Annotated in this window: 11 protein-coding genes; 3 read left to right on the plus strand and 8 right to left on the minus strand. The window is 60.5% G+C overall.

All coding sequences use genetic code 11. The features are described from left to right. Positions 1–2: 2 nt before the first annotated feature. A complete protein-coding gene (gene speB / locus AC0ZWN_RS19350) occupies positions 3–953 on the minus strand; it encodes an agmatinase (protein WP_003222717.1) in 951 nt (316 codons plus the stop codon). Positions 954–1,348: 395 nt separating this feature from the next. Between speB and AC0ZWN_RS19355 the strand changes: the two genes are divergently transcribed. Both AC0ZWN_RS19355 and AC0ZWN_RS19360 read left to right on the plus strand, forming a co-directional pair. Next, positions 1,349–2,242, plus strand: coding sequence for a LysR family transcriptional regulator (locus AC0ZWN_RS19355; protein WP_007914510.1), 894 nt, complete (start codon positions 1,349–1,351; stop codon positions 2,240–2,242). An 18-nt stretch (positions 2,243–2,260) separates the two neighbouring features. Continuing rightward, positions 2,261–2,857: a tRNA-uridine aminocarboxypropyltransferase gene (locus tag AC0ZWN_RS19360; RefSeq protein WP_476336161.1), complete on the plus strand. Its 597-nt coding sequence runs from the start codon at positions 2,261–2,263 to the stop codon at positions 2,855–2,857. Positions 2,858–2,971: 114 nt separating this feature from the next. Here AC0ZWN_RS19360 and AC0ZWN_RS19365 read toward each other — a convergent pair whose 3' ends face one another. From AC0ZWN_RS19365 to AC0ZWN_RS19375, 3 genes are all read right to left on the minus strand, one after another. Further along, complete coding sequence (locus AC0ZWN_RS19365; RefSeq protein ID WP_476336162.1) at positions 2,972–4,333, minus strand: HlyD family type I secretion periplasmic adaptor subunit; 1,362 nt, start codon at positions 4,331–4,333, stop codon at positions 2,972–2,974. 10 nt (positions 4,334–4,343) lie between these two features. After that, a complete protein-coding gene (locus AC0ZWN_RS19370) occupies positions 4,344–6,503 on the minus strand; it encodes a type I secretion system permease/ATPase (protein ID WP_476336163.1) in 2,160 nt (719 codons plus the stop codon). A 157-nt stretch (positions 6,504–6,660) separates the two neighbouring features. Continuing rightward, positions 6,661–8,019 (minus strand): TolC family outer membrane protein, encoded by a 1,359-nt coding sequence (locus tag AC0ZWN_RS19375; protein WP_476336164.1) that lies wholly within the window; start codon positions 8,017–8,019, stop codon positions 6,661–6,663. A 532-nt stretch (positions 8,020–8,551) separates the two neighbouring features. Between AC0ZWN_RS19375 and AC0ZWN_RS19380 the strand changes: the two genes are divergently transcribed. Beyond that, a complete protein-coding gene (locus tag AC0ZWN_RS19380) occupies positions 8,552–17,155 on the plus strand; it encodes a retention module-containing protein (protein ID WP_476336166.1) in 8,604 nt (2,867 codons plus the stop codon). A gap of 191 nt (positions 17,156–17,346) precedes the next feature. On the opposite strand, the gene AC0ZWN_RS19385 is transcribed toward AC0ZWN_RS19380, so the two are convergent. From AC0ZWN_RS19385 to AC0ZWN_RS19400, 4 genes are all read right to left on the minus strand, one after another. Continuing rightward, positions 17,347–17,706 (minus strand): DUF6124 family protein, encoded by a 360-nt coding sequence (locus AC0ZWN_RS19385; protein WP_476336167.1) that lies wholly within the window; start codon positions 17,704–17,706, stop codon positions 17,347–17,349. Positions 17,707–18,284: 578 nt separating this feature from the next. Then, positions 18,285–21,902, minus strand: a complete 3,618-nt coding sequence (locus AC0ZWN_RS19390) for an Ig-like domain-containing protein (RefSeq protein ID WP_476336168.1) — start codon at positions 21,900–21,902, stop codon at positions 18,285–18,287. 124 nt (positions 21,903–22,026) lie between these two features. Beyond that, complete coding sequence (locus AC0ZWN_RS19395; protein WP_476336169.1) at positions 22,027–22,422, minus strand: YbaN family protein; 396 nt, start codon at positions 22,420–22,422, stop codon at positions 22,027–22,029. 10 nt (positions 22,423–22,432) lie between these two features. Further along, on the minus strand, positions 22,433–23,020 hold the full coding sequence (locus AC0ZWN_RS19400) for a UPF0149 family protein (RefSeq protein ID WP_257357541.1): 588 nt from the start codon (positions 23,018–23,020) through the stop codon (positions 22,433–22,435). Between the last annotated feature and the right edge of the window lie 261 nt (positions 23,021–23,281).

Genomic DNA, 23,281 nt, shown 5'->3' on the forward strand with positions numbered 1-23,281 from the left:
CCTCAGCGATGGACCACGCCAGGCAGTACGCAGAGCATTTCGTACAGCAGGTTGGCGGCCAGCAGCGAGGTGTTGCCGGTCGTGTCATAAGCGGGCGAGACTTCTACCAGATCGCAACCGATCAGGTCGAGGCCTTGGCAGCCGCGAACGATTTCAATCGCCTGAATGGTCGTCAGACCACCGATTTCCGGGGTGCCGGTGCCCGGTGCCCAGGCCGGATCGATGCCGTCGATGTCGAAGCTCAGATAAACCGGACCGCCGCCGACTTTCTCGCGCACTTCGGCCATCAGTGGCGCCAGCGACTTGTGCCAGCACTCTTCGGCTTGAACAACGCGGAAGCCCTGATCGCGGCTCCAGTTGAAGTCATCAGCGGTGTAACCCTGCGCACGCAAACCAATTTGCACCACGCGGTCGCAGTCCAGAAGACCTTCTTCGACAGCGCGACGGAAGGTCGTACCGTGGGCGATTTTCTCGCCGAACATGTGATCGTTGACGTCAGCGTGGGCATCGATGTGCACCAGACCGACCTTGCCGTGCTTCTTATGAATCGCACGCAGGATCGGCAGGGTGATGGTGTGGTCGCCACCCAGGGTCATCGGGATCACGTTGTGCTCGAGGATGTTGTCGTAGGCTTCTTCGATGATGCGCACGGCGTCGAGCAGGTTGAAGGTGTTGATCGCCACGTCACCGATGTCGGCGACCGACAGCGAGTCGAACGGCGCTGCGCCAGTGGCCATGTTGTACGGGCGGATCATCACCGATTCGGTGCGGATGTCGCGTGGCCCGAAGCGGGTGCCGGGGCGCAGCGAAGTACCGATGTCCAGTGGCACGCCAACGAAGGCAGCGTCCAGGCCGGCAGCGGTCGGTACATGGGGGAGTCGGAGCATGGTGGCGATGCCGCCGAAGCGCGGCATTTCGTTGCCGCCCAGTGGTTGGTGAAGAATCTTGTCCACGGGTAAGGCCTCATCGTCTTTGTTTTATTTATGTCGGCGCGCCGTGGAGCAGGGGGGCGGGCGCCGCTGTGGGGCCGATGATGCGAAATGTAGTGAGGGGAAAGAATCGCTACGGGCAAAAACTTAGTTCAGATTTTTCTAAACTAATGGCGGGGCAGGGATTAGACTTTGCGGGCTTGGGATTCTTGCCTGGCTGAACATTGCCGCCCCTCACCCCAGCCCTCTCCCAGAGGGAGAGGGGGCCGACCGAGTTGTTGGCGGAATCTGCATCGACCTGAAAAATCGAGTCGAACTCAGGATTTGAAAGCCATGGAGATCAGCTCCTCTCCCTCGGGGAGAGGGCTGGGGTGAGGGGCTTTTCCCACAGACACACAGTTGCAAAGCCCGGAGCAGACATGGCCAACGCTTTACCCGACCTGAAACTGTTGCGCATCTTCGTCAGCGTGGTCCGTCATCAGGGTTTCGCCAACGCCCAGCAGGAACTCAACCTGTCGACCTCGGCGATCAGCACCTACATGAGCCAGCTCGAAGCCGCGCTCGGCCTGGTGCTATGCCATCGCGGCCGCGGTGGGTTCAGCCTGACCAGCAAGGGTGAGCTGTTCCATCAGGAAACCCTGCGCCTGCTCGCCGAGCTCGAAGGTTTCGAGCAATACGCCGCTGCGCTCAAGGGTGAATTGCGTGGCACGCTCAACCTCGGCGTCATCGACTCCACCGTCAGTGACAAGGCTTTGCCCTTCGCCGAAGCCATCGGCGCTTACAGCCAGGAACACCCGGCGGTGCATTTGCATCTGTCGGTGATGAGCCCCTACGAACTGCAACTCGGCGTGCAGGACAACCGTCTCGATCTGGCCATCGGTGCGTTTTCCACGCGCATGAGCGGCCTGATCTACATGCCGCTGTACCGCGAGCAGCACTGGTTGTATTGCAGCAGTCGCCATCCGTTATTCAACGAGCGGCGGATTCCCGAGCAAGTCATCACCCAGCAACGCATGGTCGGGCGCGGTTACTGGAGCCAGGCCGAGCTGGCCCGGCACGGTTTCAAACATAGCGCCGCCACCGTGGAAAGCATGGAAGCGCAGCTGATTCTGGTGCTGTCCGGCGCCTACATCGGTTACTTGCCGGAGCACTACGCTCAGGCTTGGGCCGACAAGGGTGATTTGCGTGTGTTGCTGCCAGCGACGTTTGGTTATCAGGCGCCGTTCTCGATGATCATGCGCCGGGGTCGCAGTCGCGAGCCACTGATCCAGACCTTCCGTGATTTGCTTAAAGCACAGCTCAATCAGGCTTAGCTTGTAGGGAAAAGAAGTATGTCCAGACCTCAATGCCCGCGCTGCCTGCGCCCACAAACCCATTGCCTGTGCCCGCTGATCCCGAGCCTCGACAGTCGCACGCGGGTGTTGCTGTTGCAGCATCCGAGCGAGGTTAATCACGCGTTGAATACCGCGCGTCTGGCAGCGCTGGGGTTGTGCAATGCCGAGCTGATTGTCGGTGAGGTGTTCGAGGATTTGCCGGCGCTGTTGAACCGCCCGGGGTATCAGGCGCGGTTGTTGTTTCCGGCCGATGACGCGCAGCCGATGCAGGCTTACGGTGAGTCCGAGGAACCGTTGTTGTTGGTGGTGCCGGATGGCACCTGGCGCAAGGCGCGCAAGATGTTGCACCTCAATCCGTTGCTGGCGGCGCTGCCACGGGTGACGCTGGCCGAGGGCGGGGTGTCGCGGTATCGCTTGCGCAAGGCTCCGGGACCGGGGGCGTTGTCGACCATCGAGGCGATTGTGCAGGCGTTGCAGACGCTGGAGGCGCCGGCTTCATTCGAGCCTTTGCTCAAGCCGTTCGAGGCGTTGATCGAGGGGCAGATTGCGGCGATGGGGGAGGAGACCTTCCAGCGGAATCATGGCGACAAATGATCGTTCCCACGCTCTGCGTGGGAATGCATCCAGTGACGCTCTGCGTCACCGTCGTGAAGGGACGCGGAGCGTCCCGGGCGGCATTCCCACGCGGAGCGTGGGAACGATCATTGGCTAGCGTTCGCGCATCGCCTCGGTCCGCGCTTTCAACACTGGCTTGAGCAGGTAATCCAGGACACTTTTTTCCCCGGTAATAATGTCCACCGTCGCCACCATCCCCGGAATAATCAGCAACGGTTTCACATCCCCGCCCAAATGGTTTTTATCGGTGCGCACCTGAATCAGATAAAAGCTGTTGCCCTTGTCATCGGTAATCGTGTCGGCACCGATCAGCTCCAGTTTGGCACTCAGTCCGCCGTAGATCGTGTAGTCGTAGGCACTGAACTTGACCATGGCTTTCTGGCCCGGATGCAGGAACGCGACATCCTGCGGCCGCACTTTGGCCTCGATCAACAGGTTGTCTTCCAACGGTACGATTTCAACCATGTCGCTGCCCGGCTGAACCACGCCGCCGATGGTGTTGACCTTCAATTGCTTGATCACCCCGTGCACCGGAGAGGTCACCGTCGTGCGGGTGACGCGGTCGTCGATGGCGATGCTGGTGGCGGTGATTTTCGACAGGTCGGTGCGTTTCTCATTCAGCTCTTTCGCCGCTTCCGAACGGAAGGTTTGTTCCGACTCGTCGATCTTGCTGCGGATCTCGGCAATCGCCGATTCGGCGCGGGGGATCGCCAGCGTCGTCGCGTTCAATGAGCCGCGGATTTCTACCGCGCTGCGCTTGAGTCGGAGGATTTCCACCGGTGATACCGCACCGGTTTTCACCAGCGGCTCGGACATGTTCATTTCTTGCTGCAGCAACGCCAGACTTGAGCTGAACTGACCCTGCTTGGAGCGAAACTCGGCGAGTTCCTGAATCTTCTGCCGCAGTTGTTCGCTGAGCGTGCGCTGCTCGCTGGCCAGCCGGCGCTGACGTTGTTCATACAGCGAGCGCTCGTCTTCGGCGACTTGCGGGGCTTTGGCGATCACTTCATCGGAGAGCTTGAACGGCTGACCTTCGGCCTCCGCCGACAGCCGTTCGACCTGCGCCGTCAGCGCATAACGATCCGCCTCGCTTTCGCCCTTGTTCGAGCGAAAGCGTGTGTCATCCAGACGCAGCAGGGTATCGCCTTTGTTCACCATCTGCCCTTCACGTACAAAGATTTCGGTGACGATGCCGCCCTCAAGGTTCTGGATCACCTGAATCTTGCTCGAAGGAATCGCCTTGCCTTCGCCCATGGTCACTTCTTCGAGCACGGCGAATTTGGCCCAGACCACCGCGCTGATCAGCAGCGCCGCCGCCAGCCACACGGTGATCCGCGACCAGCGCGGCGAATCCTGTAACGAAGCGCCGGCGGTTTCCGGCATGAATTCGGCTTCGGCGCTTTTGCCGAAACTGTCGAAGTAGCCGCGCTCTTTGCTATCGGTGGAAGCAGACATGGGGCAACTCCTAAACCGCCGCCGAGCCGACACGGCCCTTGCGCAGTGCATCGATGACCGCTTCTTTCGGGCCGTCGGCGACGACCCGGCCGTTATCCAGCACCAGCAAGCGGTCCACCAGACTCAGCATTGAAGTGCGGTGGGTGACCAGCAGCAGTGTCTTGCCTTGCACCCAGCCGTGCAGCTTCTGCCGCAGTAAGTCCTCGCTGCTGTTGTCCATGGCGCTGGTGGGTTCGTCGAGCAGCATGATCGGCGGGTCGAGCAGCAGCGATCGTGCGAGCAAAACGGCCTGACGTTGGCCGCCGGAGAGCAATTGCCCGCGCTCGCCCACCGGCCGGTCGAAACCTTGCGGATGCTGGCGGGCAAGTTCGGTAACGCCGGTCAGTTCGGCGACTTCGAGCATCCGCGCATCGCTGATGTAGCGTGCGCCGAGGGTCAGGTTGTCACGCAGGCTGCCGGCCAGCAGCGGTAGATCGTGAGCGACGTAGCCGATCTGCTGGCGCAGGTCAGCGACATCGAGTTGGCGCAGGTCGAGACCGTCAAGCAGCAGTTGACCTTCCTCGGGTTCATAGAAACCCATGAGCAATCGCGCCAAGGTGCTTTTGCCCGAGCCGCTGCGGCCGATGATGCCGACCCGTTCACCGGGTTTCAGGCTGAAGCTGACATTGCTCAGTGCCGGCGCATTCTGCCCGTTGTAGTGAAAGGTCACGCCGCTGACGTCGAGCGCGCCCTGCAGTTGCGTGCGCTCCAGCGGCCGCTGCTTGCCGTCGCGTTCCTGCGGCAGAGCCATCAGCGCGTCGGTGCTTTTCATGGTCAGTTGCGCTTGCTGATAGCGGGTGATCAGCCCGGCAATCTGCCCCAGCGGCGCAAGTACACGGCTGCCGAGCATATAACTGGCAACCAGCGCACCGACGCTGAGGTTACCAGCGATGATGCTGTAGACCCCGGCGACGATGGTCGCCATCCCCGAGAACTGTTGAATGAACAATGTGCCGTTAGTGGCCAGCGCCGACAGATTGCGTGCGTGGCTGTCGAGGCGGGTGAGGGCGCCGTGGGTGCTTTCCCATTTGTGCTGGCGCTCGCTTTCGGCGCTGCAGGCCTTGAGGGTTTCCAGGCCGCCGAGGGTTTCGATCAGTACCGCCTGACGTTCAGCGCCGAGGCTCAGGCTCTTTTGCACGGTGTCGCGAAGGCGCACCTGAATGATCATCGCGAAGATGATGGTGATCGGAAACGCCAGCAGCGGAATCACCACCAGCCAGCCGCCGAGCAGGCCGATCACCACCAGCATCAGCACGACGAAGGGCAGGTCGATCAGGCTGGTCAGGGTCACCGCTGTGAGGAATTCGCGCAGGCCCTGGAAGTCATGAATGCTCTGGGCGAAACCACCGATGGTCGCTGGCCGTGCCTTCATCGACATGCCGGTGATGCGTTCAAATAAAGTCGCGGAAAGGATCACATCGGTTTTCTTGCCGGCGGTGTCGAGCAGGTGCGCACGCACCACCCGCAGGACCAGTTCGAACCCGGTGCCGATCAGCAAACCGATCGACAGCACCCACAAGGTCGAGGTGGCCTGATTCGGCACCACGCGGTCGTAGGTCTGCATGACGAACAGCGGCACCATCAGGCCTAAAAGGTTGATCAGGAAACTGGCGAGAATCGCATCGCTGTAGAGCCATTTCGACAGCTTCAGGGTGTCGCGAAACCAAGCATGCACCCGTGGCACCAGCGGCGAGCGCAGGTCTTCGAGTTCGTGGCGCGGGCGGGCGAACAAGGCCTGGCCGCTGTAGTGCTCGCTGAGCTCTTCGCGGCTGATCCATTGCTCGCCGCCATCGGCTTCGCTGGGCAGGATCAGCGCTTTGCCGTCGTCGCTGAAGCGCCGCAGAACAGCGGTGCGGCCGTCGTTGAGCAGCAGCAGAATCGGCAGATTCAGTGGTGAGATGTCTTTCAGATCACGGCGCAGAATCCGTGCCTGCAACCCGGCACGGGCGGCTGCGCGGGGCAGCAGGTCGAGGCTCAGGCGTTGCTTGTTCAGCGGCAGCCCGGCACTCAGGCTGGCGCGACTGACCGTCGCGCCATGCAGTTTGCAGAGGATCAACAGACCGTCGAGTAACGGATCATCGAAGCTCAGCCGCGGATCGATCCCGGTGTGGCCGGGTTCCATGCTGGTCATATTGATCGCCTCTGTTGAACGGGCAGGGGAATCCACACATTGATCGTTCCCACGCTCCGCGTGGGAATGCAGCCCGGGACGCTCCGCGTCCCAAAGCGGACGCAGAGCGTCCATTGAGGCATTCCCACGCAGAGCGTGGGAACGATCAACAGGGGACTTATTTCAGTTCCGGCAGGCGCGCTTCGTTTTTCACTTCGGTCGCGGCGATCGCATCGGCCGGCAGCACCACCCGTTGTTTGCTCAGCAACTGGCCCATGTTTGCCAGCACGCGGTACATCGAATATTCCTCGGTGTAGCGGATTTCGGTGTAGCGACGGTTGGCGTTGTAGAGCTCGTTTTCACTGTCGAGCAAGTCGAGCAGGGTGCGTTGGCCCAGGCCAAACTGATCCTGATACGCCGCGCGTACGCGTTTGGTGGTTTCGGCGTATTCGCGGGCGGTCGGGGTTTGCTTCTTGGCGTTCTCCATGGCGTTCCAAGCCAGGCGAATGTTTTCGTTGAGCTGGCGCAGGGCGTTGTTGCGGATGTCCATCGCCTGATTGATGTCGTGGGCGTTCGCAGCCAGGCGAGCCTTATCGCTGCCGCCGCGGAACAGGTTGTAGTTCATCACCACACCGACGCGCCATTCGTTGTCGTGGCCTTCATCGCCTTGCACGTTGTTATTCGCGCCGACGGCCGCTTCCGCGTCGAAGCGTGGATAGAACGGCGACTTGGCGACTTCGTACTGGCTCTCGGCCGATTGCACGTCAGCCTGGGCGGACTTCAGATACGGGTTGTTGTCGACCATGCTCTGCTGGGCTTCACGCAATTCGGTCGGCAGTTCGCCACGGGTCGAGGCCGGGGTTTCCAGCTCATCGGGCATGCGCCCGACCACGCTGTAGAAGTTGGCTTCGGCGTCAGACAGATCGACTTCGGCGGTGTCGAGGTTGTTCTGTGCCAAGGCCTTACGAGCGACCGATTGATCGGAGTCAGCGGTGCTGCCGACGCCACGCTCGGTGCGCAGGCCGATCTGATCGTTGACGCGCAAATGCGCCTGCAGGTTGTTCTTGGCCAGTGTCACCAGTTCACGACGCTTGAGCACTTCGAGGTAGACCTCAATGGTGCGCAGAGCCAGATCCTGGGCAGTGCCTTGCGCGTAGTACGCGCGCGAATTGGACACGCCTTTGGTGCGTTCGACTTCGTTGGCGGTGTTGAAACCGTCGAACAGCATCTGCCGCAGGCGCAGCTCGGACTGGGTGTAATTGAGGATTTCGGTGTGGTGATTACCGAAGGCCCGGGTGTTGGTGTTGTCGCTGTAGCCGCGGCCATAGGCGGCGTTCAAATCGACGGACGGATAGAAGCCGCCCTTCGCGACTTTGACTTGTTCATCAGCCGACAGGCGCGCGTCCACGCGCGAGGCCAGTTCCGGGTGAGTGGCGATGGTGCTTTGAATGGCCTCGGTGAGGTTCATGGCCTGGGCTTGGGAAGTGCAAGCCATGGCCAGCAAAACCGCGCTGCAGAGGGGGGTTAGAACGCGCATGGGTGCATCTCCCTGAGTCCTGATGGTGTGTAACTGTCGCCAAATATTTGACGATATTTTTAGGTCTAAGCGTTTCACTCTTGTAACAACAGAGCTAAGAACATCCTGAAGCGTAGCTAAGAAAAAATTTTCATAAGGCTTATGCCGAAAAAAACTTATGCGCTTTGTAAAAACCGGCACATTGTTCAGCATGAAAGCCTTTGTTTTATGCGCTTTAGGGAGCGCAAAAAGGCTTGAGGAAAGTTCCACTCACTTTGCGACATACGGCGAAGTAATGCTGAAGGGGAGGGACGCGTAGCGGTTGATGAGCGACATTTTTTTGTCACTCAAGTGATTCACCACCGTTACGTAGCGTTAGTGGGCGTATGGCTTTGATCAGGATGCGGAAGTGCTTGATAGCACTGATGTTTCCGAAAGAGGCCGCCTGCGAAACGAACTGTCGAGGGTGCGAGCGTCCCCTCCGACAACCCGATTGAGCCATGGGCTGCTTCGCTTACCAGTGCCGACGGTGGTCGGCAGCGGAGGATTTCACATGGCAACGCTCATCGGGATAGTCACCAAAGTCATTGGCCAGGTTTTCGCCCAGTCAGCCGACGGCACTAAGCGCGCACTGGTTGAGGGGGATCGCCTGTTTGCCGGCGATCAACTGATAACCGGCGCAGAAGGCGCCGTCGCCGTTCATCTGCAAAACGGCCAGGAACTGACCCTCGGACGCGGCAGCAGCATGACCATGACCGGTGAACTGCTGGCGGGTCAGGCGGCGCATGTAAATGCCGCTGAGGCAGTGACCCCGAGCGACGCGCAATTGACCGACGTTGAGCAGATCCAGAAAGCCATCGCCGCCGGTGACGACCCGAGCCAAACCGCTGAAGCCACCGCGGCCGGTCCGAATGCCCCGGGCGGCGCACCGGGAGAGGCGGGCGGCGGCCACAGTTTTGTCCTGCTGACGGAAGTTGGCGGACGTGTTGACCCGATCATCGGTTTCCCCACCGCTGGGTTCGGCGGTATTCCCGAATTCCCTGAAGAACGTCATAACGCGGTGATCGACAACGGCGATGACACCCCGGCAGTCGTAGTGCCGCCTCCAGTGAACAATCCGGTGACCCTCACTGGCCTGAACGTGGCTGGCGGCGAGCTGAACGTCAATGAGGCCAATCTGCCCGGCGGTTCTGCGGCCAATCCTGGCGCACTGACGCAAAACGGCAGCTTCACCGTCTCGGCGCCGGACGGTCTGACCAGCCTGAGCATCGGCGGCATCAACGTAATCATCGGCGGTGTGCCGATCGGCTTCCCGCAATCAATCACCACGCAACTGGGCAACACCCTGACCGTCACTGGTTACAACTCGGCGACCGGCGTGGTCAGTTACAGCTACACCCTCAACGGCAATGAAAACCACGCGGCCGGCGATGGCGCGAATAATCTCAGCGAACAGTTCACCGTGATTGCCGGCGACAGCAATGGCGACACCGCGACCGGCACGCTCGACGTTAATATCACCGACGACGTGCCCAAAGCCTTTGATGACAGCAATGGCACGGCGACTGAAACGCAGCTGACACTGACCGGCAACGTGTTGACTAACGATGTGCAGGGGGCTGATCGCGTGCCCACCGGGCCAGTCACCCCAGGCACATTCACTGGCACTTACGGCACCTTGGTGCTGAACGCCGACGGCACGTACACCTACACGCTGAACACCAGCGATGCCGACTTCAAGAACCTGCACGGCGGCGGCAATGGCACGGAAACCTTCGCCTACACCATCACCGATTCCGACGGTGATACCAGCACCGCCAACCTCGTCCTGCAGATCCACAACAATGATGATCCGGTGGTTATCAATGGCTTGAATGTCGAAGGCGGCGAGCTGACGGTTTACGAGAAAAACCTCAGTGACGGCAGTGCACCGGACGCCACCGCACTGACCCAGAACGGTACCTTCACCATCACTGCACTCGATGGCGTGACGAGCCTGACTGTCGGCGGCATTGCCGTCGTCACCAACGGTGTAGCGGCAGGTTTCCCGCAATCAATCACCACACCCTTGGGCAGCACGCTGACGATTACCGGGTTCAATGCCGCAACGGGCGCGGTCAGTTACAGCTACACCCTGGTCGACAACGAGGCGCATCCAACCGCCAACGGCGCAAACAATCTGCCTGAGCAGTTCGCCGTCACGGTGATCGACGATAACGGCACCACCGCCAATGGCACGCTGGACGTGAACATCGTCGACGATGTTCCCCAAGCGGTTGACGACACCAATGGCACCGCTTCGGAAACCCTGCTGACCCTGACCGGCAACGTCCTGACCAACGATGTGCAAGGCGCCGACCGCGTGTCCACCGGACCGGTCACCCCGGGCACTTTCACCGGGACTTACGGCACCTTGGTACTGAATGCCAACGGCACGTACACCTATACGCTGAACACCAGCGACGCGGACTTCAAAAATCTGCACGGCGGCGGCAACGGCACAGAGACCTTCGCCTACACCATCACCGATGCAGACGGCGATACCAGCACCGCCAACCTCGTTCTGCAGATCCACAACAATGACGATCCGGTGATCATCAACGGCCTCGACGTGAATGGCGGTGAACTCACCGTCTACGAGAAAAACCTCACTGACGGCAGCGCACCGGATTCCACCGCGTTGACCCAAAGCGGCACGTTCACCATCACCGCACTCGACGGCGTCACGACCCTGACTGTCGGTGGCATCGCCGTCGTCACCAATGGTGTAGCCGCAGGTTTCCCGCAATCGATCACCACGCCACTCGGCAGCACGCTGACCATCACCGGTTTCAACGCCACCACCGGCGTGGTCAGCTACAGCTACACCCTGGTCGACAACGAAGCGCATCCAATCGCCAATGGCGCAAATAACCTGCCTGAGCAGTTCGCCGTTACCGTGGTGGATGACAACGGCACCACTGCCAATGCCACCCTCGACGTAAACATCGTCGATGATCTGCCCAAAGCCGTGGATGACAGCAACGCAGGCACCGCGTCGGAAACTCTGCTGACCCTGACCGGCAACGTGCTGACCAACGATGTGCAAGGTGCTGACCGCGTACCCACCGGACCAGTGACCCCGGGAACATTCAACGGCACTTACGGCACCTTGGTTTTGAACGCCGACGGCACGTACACCTACACTCTCAATACCAGCGATGCCGATTTCAAAAATCTGCACGGCGGCGGCAATGGCACAGAGACCTTCGCCTACACCATCACCGACGCAGACGGCGACACCAGCACCGCCAACCTCGTTTTGCAAATCCACAATAACGACGATCCGGTGATCATCAACGGCCTCGACGTCAACGGCGGCGAACTCAGCGTTTACGAGAAAAATCTCAGCGAGGGCAGTGCACCGGATTCCACTGCGCTGACCCAGAGCGGCACGTTCACCATCACCGCACTCGATGGCGTGACGACCCTGACTGTCGGTGGCATCGCCGTCGTCACCAACGGTGTAGCCGCAGGTTTCCCACAATCGGTGACCACTCCGTTGGGCAGCACACTGACCATCACCGGTTTCAACGCGGCTACCGGCGTGGTCAGCTACAGCTACACCTTGGTCGACAACGAAGCCCACCCAACCGCCAACGGCGCGAACAATCTGCCTGAGCAGTTCGCCGTTACCGTGGTCGATGACAATGGCACCACTGCCAACGCCACACTCGACGTGAACATCGTCGATGACTTGCCGAAAGCCGTGGATGACAGCAACGCCGGCACCGCGTCGGAAACCTTGCTGACTCTGACCGGCAACGTCCTGACCAACGATGTGCAAGGCGCCGATCGTGTACCGACCGGGCCGGTAACCCCGGGCACTTTCACCGGGACCTACGGCACCTTGGTGCTCAACGCCAACGGCACGTACACCTACACGCTGAACACCAACGATGCCGATTTCAAAAACCTGCACGGCGGTGGCAACGGCACGGAAACCTTCGCTTACACCATTACCGATGCCGACGGCGATACCAGCACCGCGAACCTGGTGCTGAACATCCACAACAATGACGATCAGGTCTACCTCAACGGCCTCGACGTCAACGGCGGCGAACTCACCGTCTACGAGAAAAATCTCAGTGACGGCACCAGCCCCGACACTCCCGCGTTGACCCAGAGCGGTACCTTCACCGTCACCGCCCTCGACGGTCTGCAAACCCTGACTGTGGGCGGCATCAACGTGGTCACCGGTGGCGTAGCCGCAGGCTTCCCGCAATCGATCGTCACGCCACTCGGCAGCACGTTGACCATCACCGGTTACAACCCGGCGACCGGCGTGGTCAGTTACAGCTACACCCTGGTCGACAACGAAACCCATCCGAACGCCAACGGTGCCAACAGCATCACCGAAAACTTCAACGTCGTCGCCAGCGACACCGATGGCAGCACCGCCACCGGCCAGATCAACGTCAACATCGTCGATGATCTGCCGAGCGCCCATCCTGATGCCGCGTCGGTGGCGGAGGGCGGCACGGTCAGTGGCAATGTCCTGAACAATGACATCGGTGGCGCCGATGGCCCGGCCGTGACCGGTGCCGTGGTCGGCGTGCGCGCCGGCTCCGATACCTCGACCTCGGCCATCGGCGGCCTCAACAGCAACATTAACGGCACCTACGGCTACCTGACCCTGGACGCCAATGGCAACGCGGTCTATCACAGCAATCCGAATGCGGTGAACGGGCCGGGCGCAATGGATGTGTTCACCTACACCGTGCGCGATTCCGACGGTGATGAAAGCACCACCACCATCACCATCGATGTCGCCAACAGCAAACTGTGCGCGACCAGCGACACCGACGTCTCCGTCTACGAGAAAGCACTGGACCTGACCAAGGACGGCGCGGATCTGGCTCCCGGGACAGTCACTGGCAGCGACCCGACCAGCACCGGCGAAACCGCGTCCGGCACGCTGGTCGGCTCGGTCACCGGGGCGGTCGGCGCGATCAGCTATGCGCTGGTCGGCAGCGCCACCGGCAATTACGGGCAGATCGTCCTCAACCCCAACGGCACGTACACCTACACCCTGACCTCACCGGCGAGCACCACGCCGCATGCCGACGACGGCGCCAACACCCTGAGCGAAACCTTTACCTATCAGGCCACTGATTCACTGGGCAACATCGTCACCAGCACCATTGTTGTCAGCATCGTCGATGACGTGCCCAAGGCGATGAACGATAGCAACGCCAACAGCGCCTCGGAAACGCAACTGACCCTGACCGGCAATGTGCTGACCAACGATGTGCAAGGCGCCGATGTGGTCGCGACCGGACCGAATGCCGGGCCGATCACCGCCGGCACGTTCACCGGCACTTACGGCACGCTGGTGCTCAACGCCAACGGCACGTACACCTACACGCTGAACCCCAACGATGCCGACTTCAAAAACCTGTACGGCGGCGGTAACGGCAGCGAGACGTTCACCTACACCCTGACCGATGCCGACGGCGACACCAGTACCGCCAACCTGGTGCTGAACATCCACAACAACGACGATCCGGTGCTGCTCAACGGCCTTGACGTAAATGGCGGCGAACTCACCGTTTACGAGAAAAACCTCAGCGACGGCACCAGCCCCGACACCCCGGCACTGACCCAGAGCGGCACCTTTACCGTCACCGCGCTCGATGGCTTGCAAACCCTCACCGTTGGGGGCATTGCCGTGGTCACTAACGGTGTCGCTGCAGGCTTCCCGCAGTCGGTCGTCTCGCCGCTGGGCAGCACCTTCACCGTCACCGGTTACAACCCAGCGACCGGTGTTGTGAGTTACAGCTACACCCTGGTCGACAACGAAACCCACCCGAATGCCAACGGTGCCAACAGCCTCACCGAGAACTTCAACGTCGTGGCGACGGACACCGATGGCAGCACCGCCAACGGCCAGATCAACGTCAACATCGTCGACGACCTGCCAACCGCCAAACCCGACACCGGCTCGGTGGCGGAGGGCGGTACGGTCAACGTCAGCGTCCTGGGCAATGACATCAGTGGTGCCGATGGCGCGGCGACGGTGGTCGGTGTGCGTGCCGGCAGCAATACCGGCACCTCGGCCATCGGCGGCCTCAACAGCAACATCAATGGCAACTTCGGTTACCTGACCCTCGATGCGGCGGGCAACGCCGTCTATCACAGCAACCCGAACTCGGTGAGCCCACCGGGCGCCACCGACACTTTCACCTACACCATTCGCGACAGCGACGGCGATGAAAGCACCACAACCATCACCGTCAACGTTGCCGACAGCAAGCTGGTGGCCTCGGTCGATCAGGACGTAACGGTCTATGAAAAAGCCCTCGACCTGACCAAGGACGGCCAGGATCTGGCCGCCGGTACGGTCACCGGCAGCGATCCGACCAACACCGGTGAAACCGCCACCGGCACGCTGGTCGGGGCGGTTACCGGCGGCACCGGCGCGATCACCTACACCCTGGTCGGCAGCGCAACCGGCAGCTACGGGCAGATCCAGCTCAACGCCGACGGCACTTACACCTACACGCTGACCTCGGCGCCGAAAACCTCGCCGAGCGCCAACGACGGGGCGAACACTCTCAGCGAAAGCTTCACCTACAAAGCCACCGATGCACTGGGCAACAGCACCACCAGCACCCTGGTGGTGAACATCGTCGATGACGTGCCAAAAGCCGTGGCGTCGGATCGTTCGGTGGCGGCGGTGGAGATCGATTCCAACCTGCTCATCGTGCTCGATATCTCCGGCAGTATGGCTGACGCCTCCGGTGTGCCGGGCCTGTCGCGGCTGGACCTGGCCAAGCAGGCGATCAGTGCCTTGCTCGACAAGTACGATGACCTCGGCGATGTCAAAGTCCAGCTCGTCACCTTCAGCAGCAACGCCACCGACCGAACCTCGGTATGGGTCGATGTGGCGACCGCGAAGACGATTCTCGCCGGCCTGACGGCGGGTGGCGGCACCAACTACGACGCCGCGGTGGCGGTCATGCAAACCGCGTTCAATACCTCGGGCAAACTCACCGGGGCACAGAACGTCGGTTACTTCTTCTCCGACGGCAAACCCAACGAAGGCGACATCAACGCCGCTGACGAAGCCGCGCTGAAAAACTTCCTCGATGCCAACAACATCAAGAACTACGCAATCGGCCTCGGCAGCGGCGTGAGCAACGCCAACCTCGACCCGCTGGCCTATGACGGCATCAGTCACACCAACACCAATGCGGTGGTGGTCACCGATCTCAACCAGCTCAATTCGGTACTGTCGGGCACCGTACAGGGTGCGCCGGTCACCGGTTCGTTACTGGGCGAGGGCGGCACCTTCGGCGCCGATGGCGGCTTCATCAAATCCATCGTGGTTGACGGCACCACTTACACCTACGATCCGAAAGCTCTCAGCGGCCAAGGCTCGCTGACGCCAAGCGGCGGCACCAATCACGGGACGTTCAACACCGTGAACAACACGCTGAGCATCGCCACCAATAACGGCGGCACACTGCTGATCAACCTCGATACCGGCGACTACACCTACACCTCGCAGAAAACCACCGCTGTGGTCATCACCGAGAACATCGGGTTTACCGTCAGCGACAACGACGGCGATCTCGCCAGTTCGACGCTGACCGTGAAAGTCATCCCCAACGCGCCGCCGGTGGCGGTGGACGACCACGTCATCACCAACGTGCTGTCGGGCAACATTGTGGTGCCGGGCGAACTGCTGCTGGCCAATGACACCGATCCGAACGGCGATACGCTCAATGCCACGCCCACCAGTTTCAACACCGGCTGGGTCTCGAAAGCGGCGGACTTCACCGGCACCGGGGCGATCAACTTCACCGGCACCAACGTCAACACCGCCGCCAACCAGAACCTGGCCAACGTGCGTAATTCGTTCAGTGCCAACGCCGCGACCATGACTGCCGTACTGGTGGTCAGTGGCTATCTCGGTGCGGTGACCAACAGCAACGCCAACGATGAAGACCGCATCACCGTCAACCTGCGCCAGGGCGAAACCCTCAACCTCGATCACAACCTGGCGGCCGGTCACGTCACCATGGAGTACTCGATCAACGGTGGCGCCTACACAACCCTGGCGGACGGGCAAACCCTCACCGCGTCGGCCGATGGCGTCTATCAGATCCACATCACCAACATCACCAATCCCACCGGCGGCGGTAACCCCAACGCGGCGGAAAACTATCAGCTGACCATGACCCTCAACTACGCCGGGGCGCATGACATTACCCCGGACTTCCACGGCAGCTACACCGCCAACGACAACCACGGCGGCAGCGACATGGCCAATGTGAGCATCAGCTATCAGGACGGCCACACCCTCACCGGTACCTCGGGGGATGACGTGCTGGTGGCCGGCAGCGGCGACAACATCCTCAATGCGGGCGACGGCAACGATGTGCTCACCGCCGGTTCCGGCAACAACGAATTGCACGGCGGCGCGGGTAACGACTTGCTCTACAGTGGCCCGGGCAATGATCTGCTCGACGGCGGTACCGGCAGCGACACCGCCAGCTACGCCCACGCCACCGCCGGGGTCACGGTCAACCTCGGTCTGCTCGGTGCGCAAAACACCGTCGGCGCGGGGACGGACACCCTGACCGGCATCGAAAACCTCGTCGGCTCGAACTTCAATGACACCCTGACCGGCGACAACAATAACAACGTGATCAACGGTGGCCTGGGTAACGACATCCTCAACGGTGGTGGCGGTGATGACCTGCTGATCGGCGGCATGGGCAACAACACCATGACCGGCGGGGCAGGGGCCGACACCTTCCAGTGGCTCAAGGGCAACAGCGGCCACGACCTGATCACCGACTTCACCCCAGGCACCGACAAGCTCGACCTGTCGCAACTGCTGCAAGGTGAAAACGGCACCACCGCCTCACTGGATGACTACCTGCACTTCACCGTCACCGGTAGCGGCGCCTCGGTGCTCACCAGCATCGACGTCAGCGCGATGGCCGGCGCCACGCCGAACCAGACGATTGATCTGGCCGGCGTCAACCTCGCCAGCCATTACGGTGTGACGCCAGGGGCGGGCGGCGTGGTTGCCGGTGGGCATGACACGGCGACGATCATCAGCGGGATGCTGAATGATCATTCGTTGAAGGTGGATACGGTTTGAACTGAGGGCTGAAACGACAAAACCCGCCGCCCCGTACAACCGGGATGGCGGGTTTTTTCTGCCTCACGTGATCGTTCCCACGCTCTGCGTGGGAATGCAGCCCGGGACGCTCCGCGTCCCCTCCAGAGCCGAACGCAGAGCGTCCGAAGAGGCGTTCCCACGCAGAGCGTGGGAACGATCGGTTGTCTGGCCTACTGCGGCAACTCCAGATTATCCATCACCCGATTCACCGCCAGCTCCCCGAGCATGATCAATTGCGCGACCCCCAACAGCGTCCTGCGTTGCGACGCGGGTATGAGGTGGGCGAAGTCATGGGCGATGGTTCTGGCTGAGGCGAGTGTTTCGCTGGCATCGGCCAGCAGTTCCTCATTTTTGAAGTCAGCGGTAACGGCGTACATTCGACGGGTTTTGCGTGGCGGTGGCGTGGAGCCGGGTGGGCAGAGGTAGTGATCGAGGGCGCGTTCGGCGGCGTCGTTGAGCTTTTTTGAATCGAGGGATTCGTAGGGGGAGGCGAGATCGGTTTCGGGTGGGTTGGGTGTTGGTTTGATCATGGTGAGACTCCGTGGTTGATTTGGCCGCCACGGCTCATCGCTAAACAAGTAAAGGTGGCGGCTGTACGCAGGTTAGCGATCCGGGTCACAGAAACCCCGGGTAGACCCGAAGGTCTCCCACGCACAGCCACCATGACGCCAAGTGCAGATAGACAAAGCTGCAATTGAGACTGGGGATTGAGCGTCTGTAAGGTATCGGATCGCTAAACCCGATCGCTGATTCGTCAGCGACCAACCCACAATAAAACCCGAGCCCAAGGCGCACAAGCCGGCGGATTCTGGCGTAGCTGTAGGCAATGGCGCAAGAATTTGTAGCCTGGAAGGCGTGTCTTAAGGTGTCTTTTCAACACCTGAGTTTAAAAGGCGATTTGCGCTGACTTCACTGGCCCCTTCGCGAGCAAGCTCACTCCCACATTTGGAATGCGTTTCCCTGTGGGAGCGAGCTTGCTCGCGAAGACGCCGGCACATTCAACGACGATGGAGCCTGACCTGATGGTTTAAGTTTTGATCTGTCCTGGTAAATACTCTGAAGTCTGCTCCGGTTTTACCGCTAACCTTTGGCGCTGCCGAAGCAAGTATCATCTTTGGAGGGTCATGGCGGGCCACGGGTGTGTATTGGTTCCAATCGTGTGCCTGATGTATTGGCCATTAGGATATAAAGAGTAATCGGCGATGAGCACCGTCCATGGCCAAGATGGATCACTCGTTGCTCCTGTGTAATGGAGAGAGCTTATTTCGGAGAAATATTTGGTTTTCAGGATCTGGACCATTTGAGTATTGCTGGTAAGTAGTCGCGTTCCATTGGCGTCAATCCATGCCAGTGCTGATGATGGGACCATTTGGTTGGGGCTGATGAGAACTCTTCTGACGTTGCTGCATTTGACTGTGATTGTTTTTGTTTGACCCAAGGCGTCGCTTACGGTGATGACAGCCTCTCCATTTCCTTCGCTTCGGATGCAACCGTCACCGTCTACGGATGCGATTTGAGGCGCGTTTGTGGTGAATGAGTAAGGGGGCAAGCCGCCGCTCACTGTCCTTGTTTCGGAGGTCCCTGCTGGATCGTTGCCTGTCCTTAGCCAACCTGCTGCGATCATGTCGATCGAGTAATTCAGCTGGTTTAAGTTCAGAGGTGACGTATCCACGATCAGCTCACTGATCACCGTCAAGGTTCGCGCAGGTTCCGATATCTGCCCTTCGCCATAGAGTGCCTGAGCGGTGAAGCTATGCTTTTCCTCTTTCAGGTTTGAAACTGCCCAGTTCCAGGCGCCTTTGGCATCCGCCTGAGGTGTCCCTACTGGCTCGATACCATCGAAGACCTCGACTTTCTGTCCTTTGGCGGCAGCGCCGCTGAGCGTCACGGCTGTTTCCGTAGTCTCTGCGCCTTCTGGGATTTCGATGTCGCTCGGCGAGCCTTTGACTGACGTTAATGTCGGAGCGGTAGCTTGCGTTACTGTCAGCGTTCTGGCTGCTGATACCAAGGTCGGTTGTTCCACATATCTGGCGGTGAAACTGTGCTTGGCGTTACTCAGGTTTGCAACGGGCAGACTCCAGATGCCGGTTACTCCATCGGCAGTCTCTTTACCTTTGATATCCGTACCGTCGAGCACTTCCACGTCTCGCCCGGCTGCGGCAACGCCGCTCAAGATGACGGCCGTTTCCACGGTGAAGCCATTCTCGGGGATCTCGTTGTCGCTCAGCGAGCCTTTGACGGACGATAACGTCGGCGCCCTGAGGGTTTCCACGGTCAGGAGTCGCACATTGGAATAGGTCGATCTGGGGTGATAAAGGGATTTGACGTACAACCGGCGCGCGCCGACTGCAACCTCGATCGTGCATTCCCACAGGCCTGTAGTTTGATCCGCTGTCGCCTTTCCCTTCGACACTGCGCCTGAACCGCTGCCATCGAAAGCCTCTACATCCTGCCCCTTGCTGGCGCTGCCTTTGAGTATCAGCGATGTACTGAAAGTGCTTGTACCCTCCGGCACTTCCTTGTAGCGGTCGTCCAGCACATTGCTCAGCGTCGGCACAATGACGGCCGTGACGGTGAGCGTGTAGGCCGCGGAGGAGGGTTCGGCGCCGTACTTTCCTGTCGCGGTGAAACTGTGTTCCGTCACAGTCAGCCCCGACGCGGTGTAGGTCCAGATTCCAGAGACCGGATCCGCCGTGACCTGATCCTTGACGGTGGCGCCATCGCGTATCTCGACGTTCTTGCCCTTGGCGCCCGTGCCGCTCAGTACCACGCTGGTTTCAACGGTGGTGCCACCTTCGTCAATGTCCTTGCCGCTTGGCGAGCCCTTAACCGAATCAATCGTCGGCGGATCGAGCGCCACCGGCTCGCCGATGACAAACTCCAGCACATTCGAATAACTGGTCGTGTTGCTGGCCGCCCGGAAGATTTCGTAGTGCACCTGCACTTTTTTCCCGCGATTAGGCTCGATGTGCTGGGCCACAAACGCCGCGTTCAGCGGGAAATCCACGTTTTTGTCCTTGGACAAAGCGTTGAGTGTTTTCGAGTCGGTAACAGGCTCATTGCCTTCAACGATCCAGAAAAACTTCACGATATCGTTGGCCTCGCTCGGAACAGGCACCGGCCGTGGCGCGGTGATTTTGCTGGCGCCACCGGGCAGGTCTTTGGGTTCGAGCACGCCATCCTTTTCACCCAGCACGATAGGTTTGACCAGTTCGCGTTGCGCTTCGCCGACGTTGAGTAATGAGGCGTGCAGTGAGGCACGGCGGGTGATGGTGCCGTTTTCATCGGCCAGCAGGTTGTACGACAGATCCAGCGTGCCACCCTCGAGGGTTTTGCCGTGTTTACCCTCGACGGTGATGATGAAACCGTTGGGGTCATTGGCCTCGTCTTCGCTGGGGAAATACCAGTCCAGTTCCGGGTCGTAGGTGGTCAGGTCGGGCCGGGTGCCGAACCATTTCAGTTCGATCGCGTTCTCCGGGGTGATCAGTGGATCGTAGGGAATGCAGATGCGGTATTCGGGCGCGTTGGGGTCGAGCGCGCCACTGATCTGGTCGATTGCGATGGGAGCTGGCAGGCGTGTCGGTTCGCCGATGACGCTGTAGGCGCGGGACTTGGATCTGGAGTTGTCGACCACGACGCCGCCGCGGCGTACGTGATAGGAGTACACCACCGTGCGTTTGGCCAAGGCACGCAGGGTGCTGTTCTTGTGCTCGATCGAGACCCGCACTGGCGGCGTGCTTTCAATACGCTGGATCACCAATTCGCTGATCTCTTTACCATCGTCGTCGGTACCGAAGACGCTGAGGTAGATCTCGTCGTTCTTTTTGAAGATGTTCACGTCATCCGCCCAGACCTCCACCATTGGCGGTTCGTCCCCCAGCACCTCCAGATCGACGATGAGACCGTCGGCCTGTTTGAGGATGGGCGCACCCAGCCGCAAGCCTTGGGTGTCGACGACAATACGCACGGCCTCGCACCAGTCTTCGGACTCGTTGTACACGCGGTCGCGGATCTTGTAGCTGACCGACACGCCGTCGGAGTCTCCGGCTGAGAGGATGGTGGCCTTGTCGGCCAGAACCACGATGGGGTTACCCTCCGGATCATCGATCTGTTCCTGGGTGACGGGTTCGGACTCCACGGTTTTCCCGGCCCAGGCCAGGATGAGCACGTCACCGACGGCGCAGTTCAGGTAGAGCCAGCCATCGCCGGGCTTGGGTTTGGCGTAGACCAGCACGCCTGCCTCGGCGGTGGCCTTGTCGACACCGTCGCGCACGACATCCGGAGGATCGAAGGCCATGGTCAGTTCGGAGTGGCCATAGTCGGGATTAAGATCCTGCCCACCGGGCAGTTCGAGTTTGACGAAGAGCTTGATCGTCGGTCCTGGCTCGGGCTTCTGCCCGAAACGCGTGATCTGGTAAGACAGCTCCCGGTCGCCGCTGGGCAAGCGCGGCGGCTCGATGAACAGAGTGACGTGCTTGTCCACCTCGATGTCTTCGGTGATGGTCTTTTGCGCGACCATGGTGGTGCCCAGGTACACCTTGCAGTTATCGCTCTTGCTCATGTTGTTCCAGGCGGGAACCTGGATCTTCAGCCCCTTGTCGGGGTAGTTGAGTCGTGCGGCGGCGAGGTTGATGCCCCAGGAACCGTTATCCAGCAGCCGGCCGCCGGGGATTTCCGGATCGAGCAGGGCCAGGACCGAGATTTGTTTGTGCGGTTGGATGAGCATGTCGGGGGCACTCCTGCCGGGGGCTTGGGCGATGGAGTGATTAGGGGATAAAACCGGGAAAGGCGCACCTGTCAGATCTGACAGGTACCTTGATGTTTGCGACCAACGGTCGGCGCGGGATGGCTCATGGTTTGTGCAGGGTCTTCTGCCGCAAAATATAAACCGTCACCAACACCGCGCTCGTCAACATGAACCCCCGCGCCCACGGCAACGGCACCAGGTAGCAGGAAAACAGAATGCTCGCCCACATCAGCCCGATCGCGTAGACCTTGCCCTTGAGTGGTATGCCGTTGCCATCGAGGTAATCGCGGATCCATGGCCCCAGCCGGGGATGCTCGATCAGCCATTGATAGAAACGCGGAGAGCTACGCGCGAAGCAGGCCGCGGCGAGCAGAAGGAAAGGGGTGGTGGGCAGGACGGGCAGGAAAATCCCGATCACCCCCAATGCTACGCTGAGCCAGCCGACGGCCAGCAGGAAGTAGCGCAACATCAGGGGGCGGTTGCCTATGGGGTTGTCCATAGGCCGGATCTTAGTGGTGACGTGGCTTGAGGATCGCCGGTTTTTCGTCGGGCGCGTGGCACAGCAGGTACAGCGCGGTCAGGGCTTCCGGGATCTGCACGATCATGTCGTCCATCAGGTTGGCGTCCTTGGCGATGTCTTCGAATTCCGGCTGTTCGTCGAACAGGCCCGAACCGACCATGATCGGCAGCAACATTTCGCTGACTTCTTCTTCGGCGGTTTCGAACCAGGCGGCTTCACGCAGGAACACGCCTTCCATGAAACCGATGCACCAGCCGCGCAGTTCGGAATCGTCCGGCTCGTCGCCCAGATCCAGATCGCATGGCAGCTCGAACTCTTCATCCGAGGCCAGTTGACGGGCGATGTGGGCCTTGAGGCCGATCAGGGTGGCTTCGATCTCTTCGCGCTGGGCGTCGCTGCTGTAGTGCGGCTCTTCAGCGAACAGGGCATCGATCCACTCACGCTCCGGTACGTCTTCAGCGCAGATCGACAGCGCGGTCAGGTAGCCGTGAGCGGCCACGTAATCCAGCGCCTCGTCATGCAGCTCGTCGGCGTCGAGGAAAACTTGCAGGCGGGTCAGTTGCTCAGCGAAGGACATTACGGGGCTACCTTGGGGAATAAACAATGCGGGAATTCTAGGCCTTCTTGCGCGCTCAAGCCAGCCGCATGGCAGATTTGCCGCAATTGCCGGGCCACATGCCAAACCTGTGGGAGCGAGCCTGCTCGCGAAAGCGGCGTATCAGGCACCTTAGTGTCGACTGACCCACCGTATTCGCGAGCAGGCTCGTTCCCACAGGGTTTTGTGTGTGGCAGGTTTATCAGTGTCTTATCAGCGGCACCCTGTGCAGGGGAGGGCTCG

This window comes from Pseudomonas sp. 3B-A001-10F (assembly GCF_056313565.1).

Excerpts from the sequence above, each read along its gene's own strand:
- AC0ZWN_RS19360 (WP_476336161.1), top strand. The coding sequence starts at position 2,261 with ATGTCCAGACCTCAATGCCCGCGCTGCCTGCGCCCACAAACCCATTGC.
- AC0ZWN_RS19375 (WP_476336164.1), bottom strand. The coding sequence starts at position 8,019 with ATGCGCGTTCTAACCCCCCTCTGCAGCGCGGTTTTGCTGGCCATGGCT.
- AC0ZWN_RS19370 (WP_476336163.1), bottom strand. The coding sequence starts at position 6,503 with ATGACCAGCATGGAACCCGGCCACACCGGGATCGATCCGCGGCTGAGC.
- AC0ZWN_RS19400 (WP_257357541.1), bottom strand. The coding sequence starts at position 23,020 with ATGTCCTTCGCTGAGCAACTGACCCGCCTGCAAGTTTTCCTCGACGCC.
- AC0ZWN_RS19390 (WP_476336168.1), bottom strand. The coding sequence starts at position 21,902 with ATGCTCATCCAACCGCACAAACAAATCTCGGTCCTGGCCCTGCTCGAT.
- AC0ZWN_RS19385 (WP_476336167.1), bottom strand. The coding sequence starts at position 17,706 with ATGATCAAACCAACACCCAACCCACCCGAAACCGATCTCGCCTCCCCC.
- AC0ZWN_RS19395 (WP_476336169.1), bottom strand. The coding sequence starts at position 22,422 with ATGGACAACCCCATAGGCAACCGCCCCCTGATGTTGCGCTACTTCCTG.
- AC0ZWN_RS19365 (WP_476336162.1), bottom strand. The coding sequence starts at position 4,333 with ATGTCTGCTTCCACCGATAGCAAAGAGCGCGGCTACTTCGACAGTTTC.
- AC0ZWN_RS19380 (WP_476336166.1), top strand. The coding sequence starts at position 8,552 with ATGGCAACGCTCATCGGGATAGTCACCAAAGTCATTGGCCAGGTTTTC.
- AC0ZWN_RS19355 (WP_007914510.1), top strand. The coding sequence starts at position 1,349 with ATGGCCAACGCTTTACCCGACCTGAAACTGTTGCGCATCTTCGTCAGC.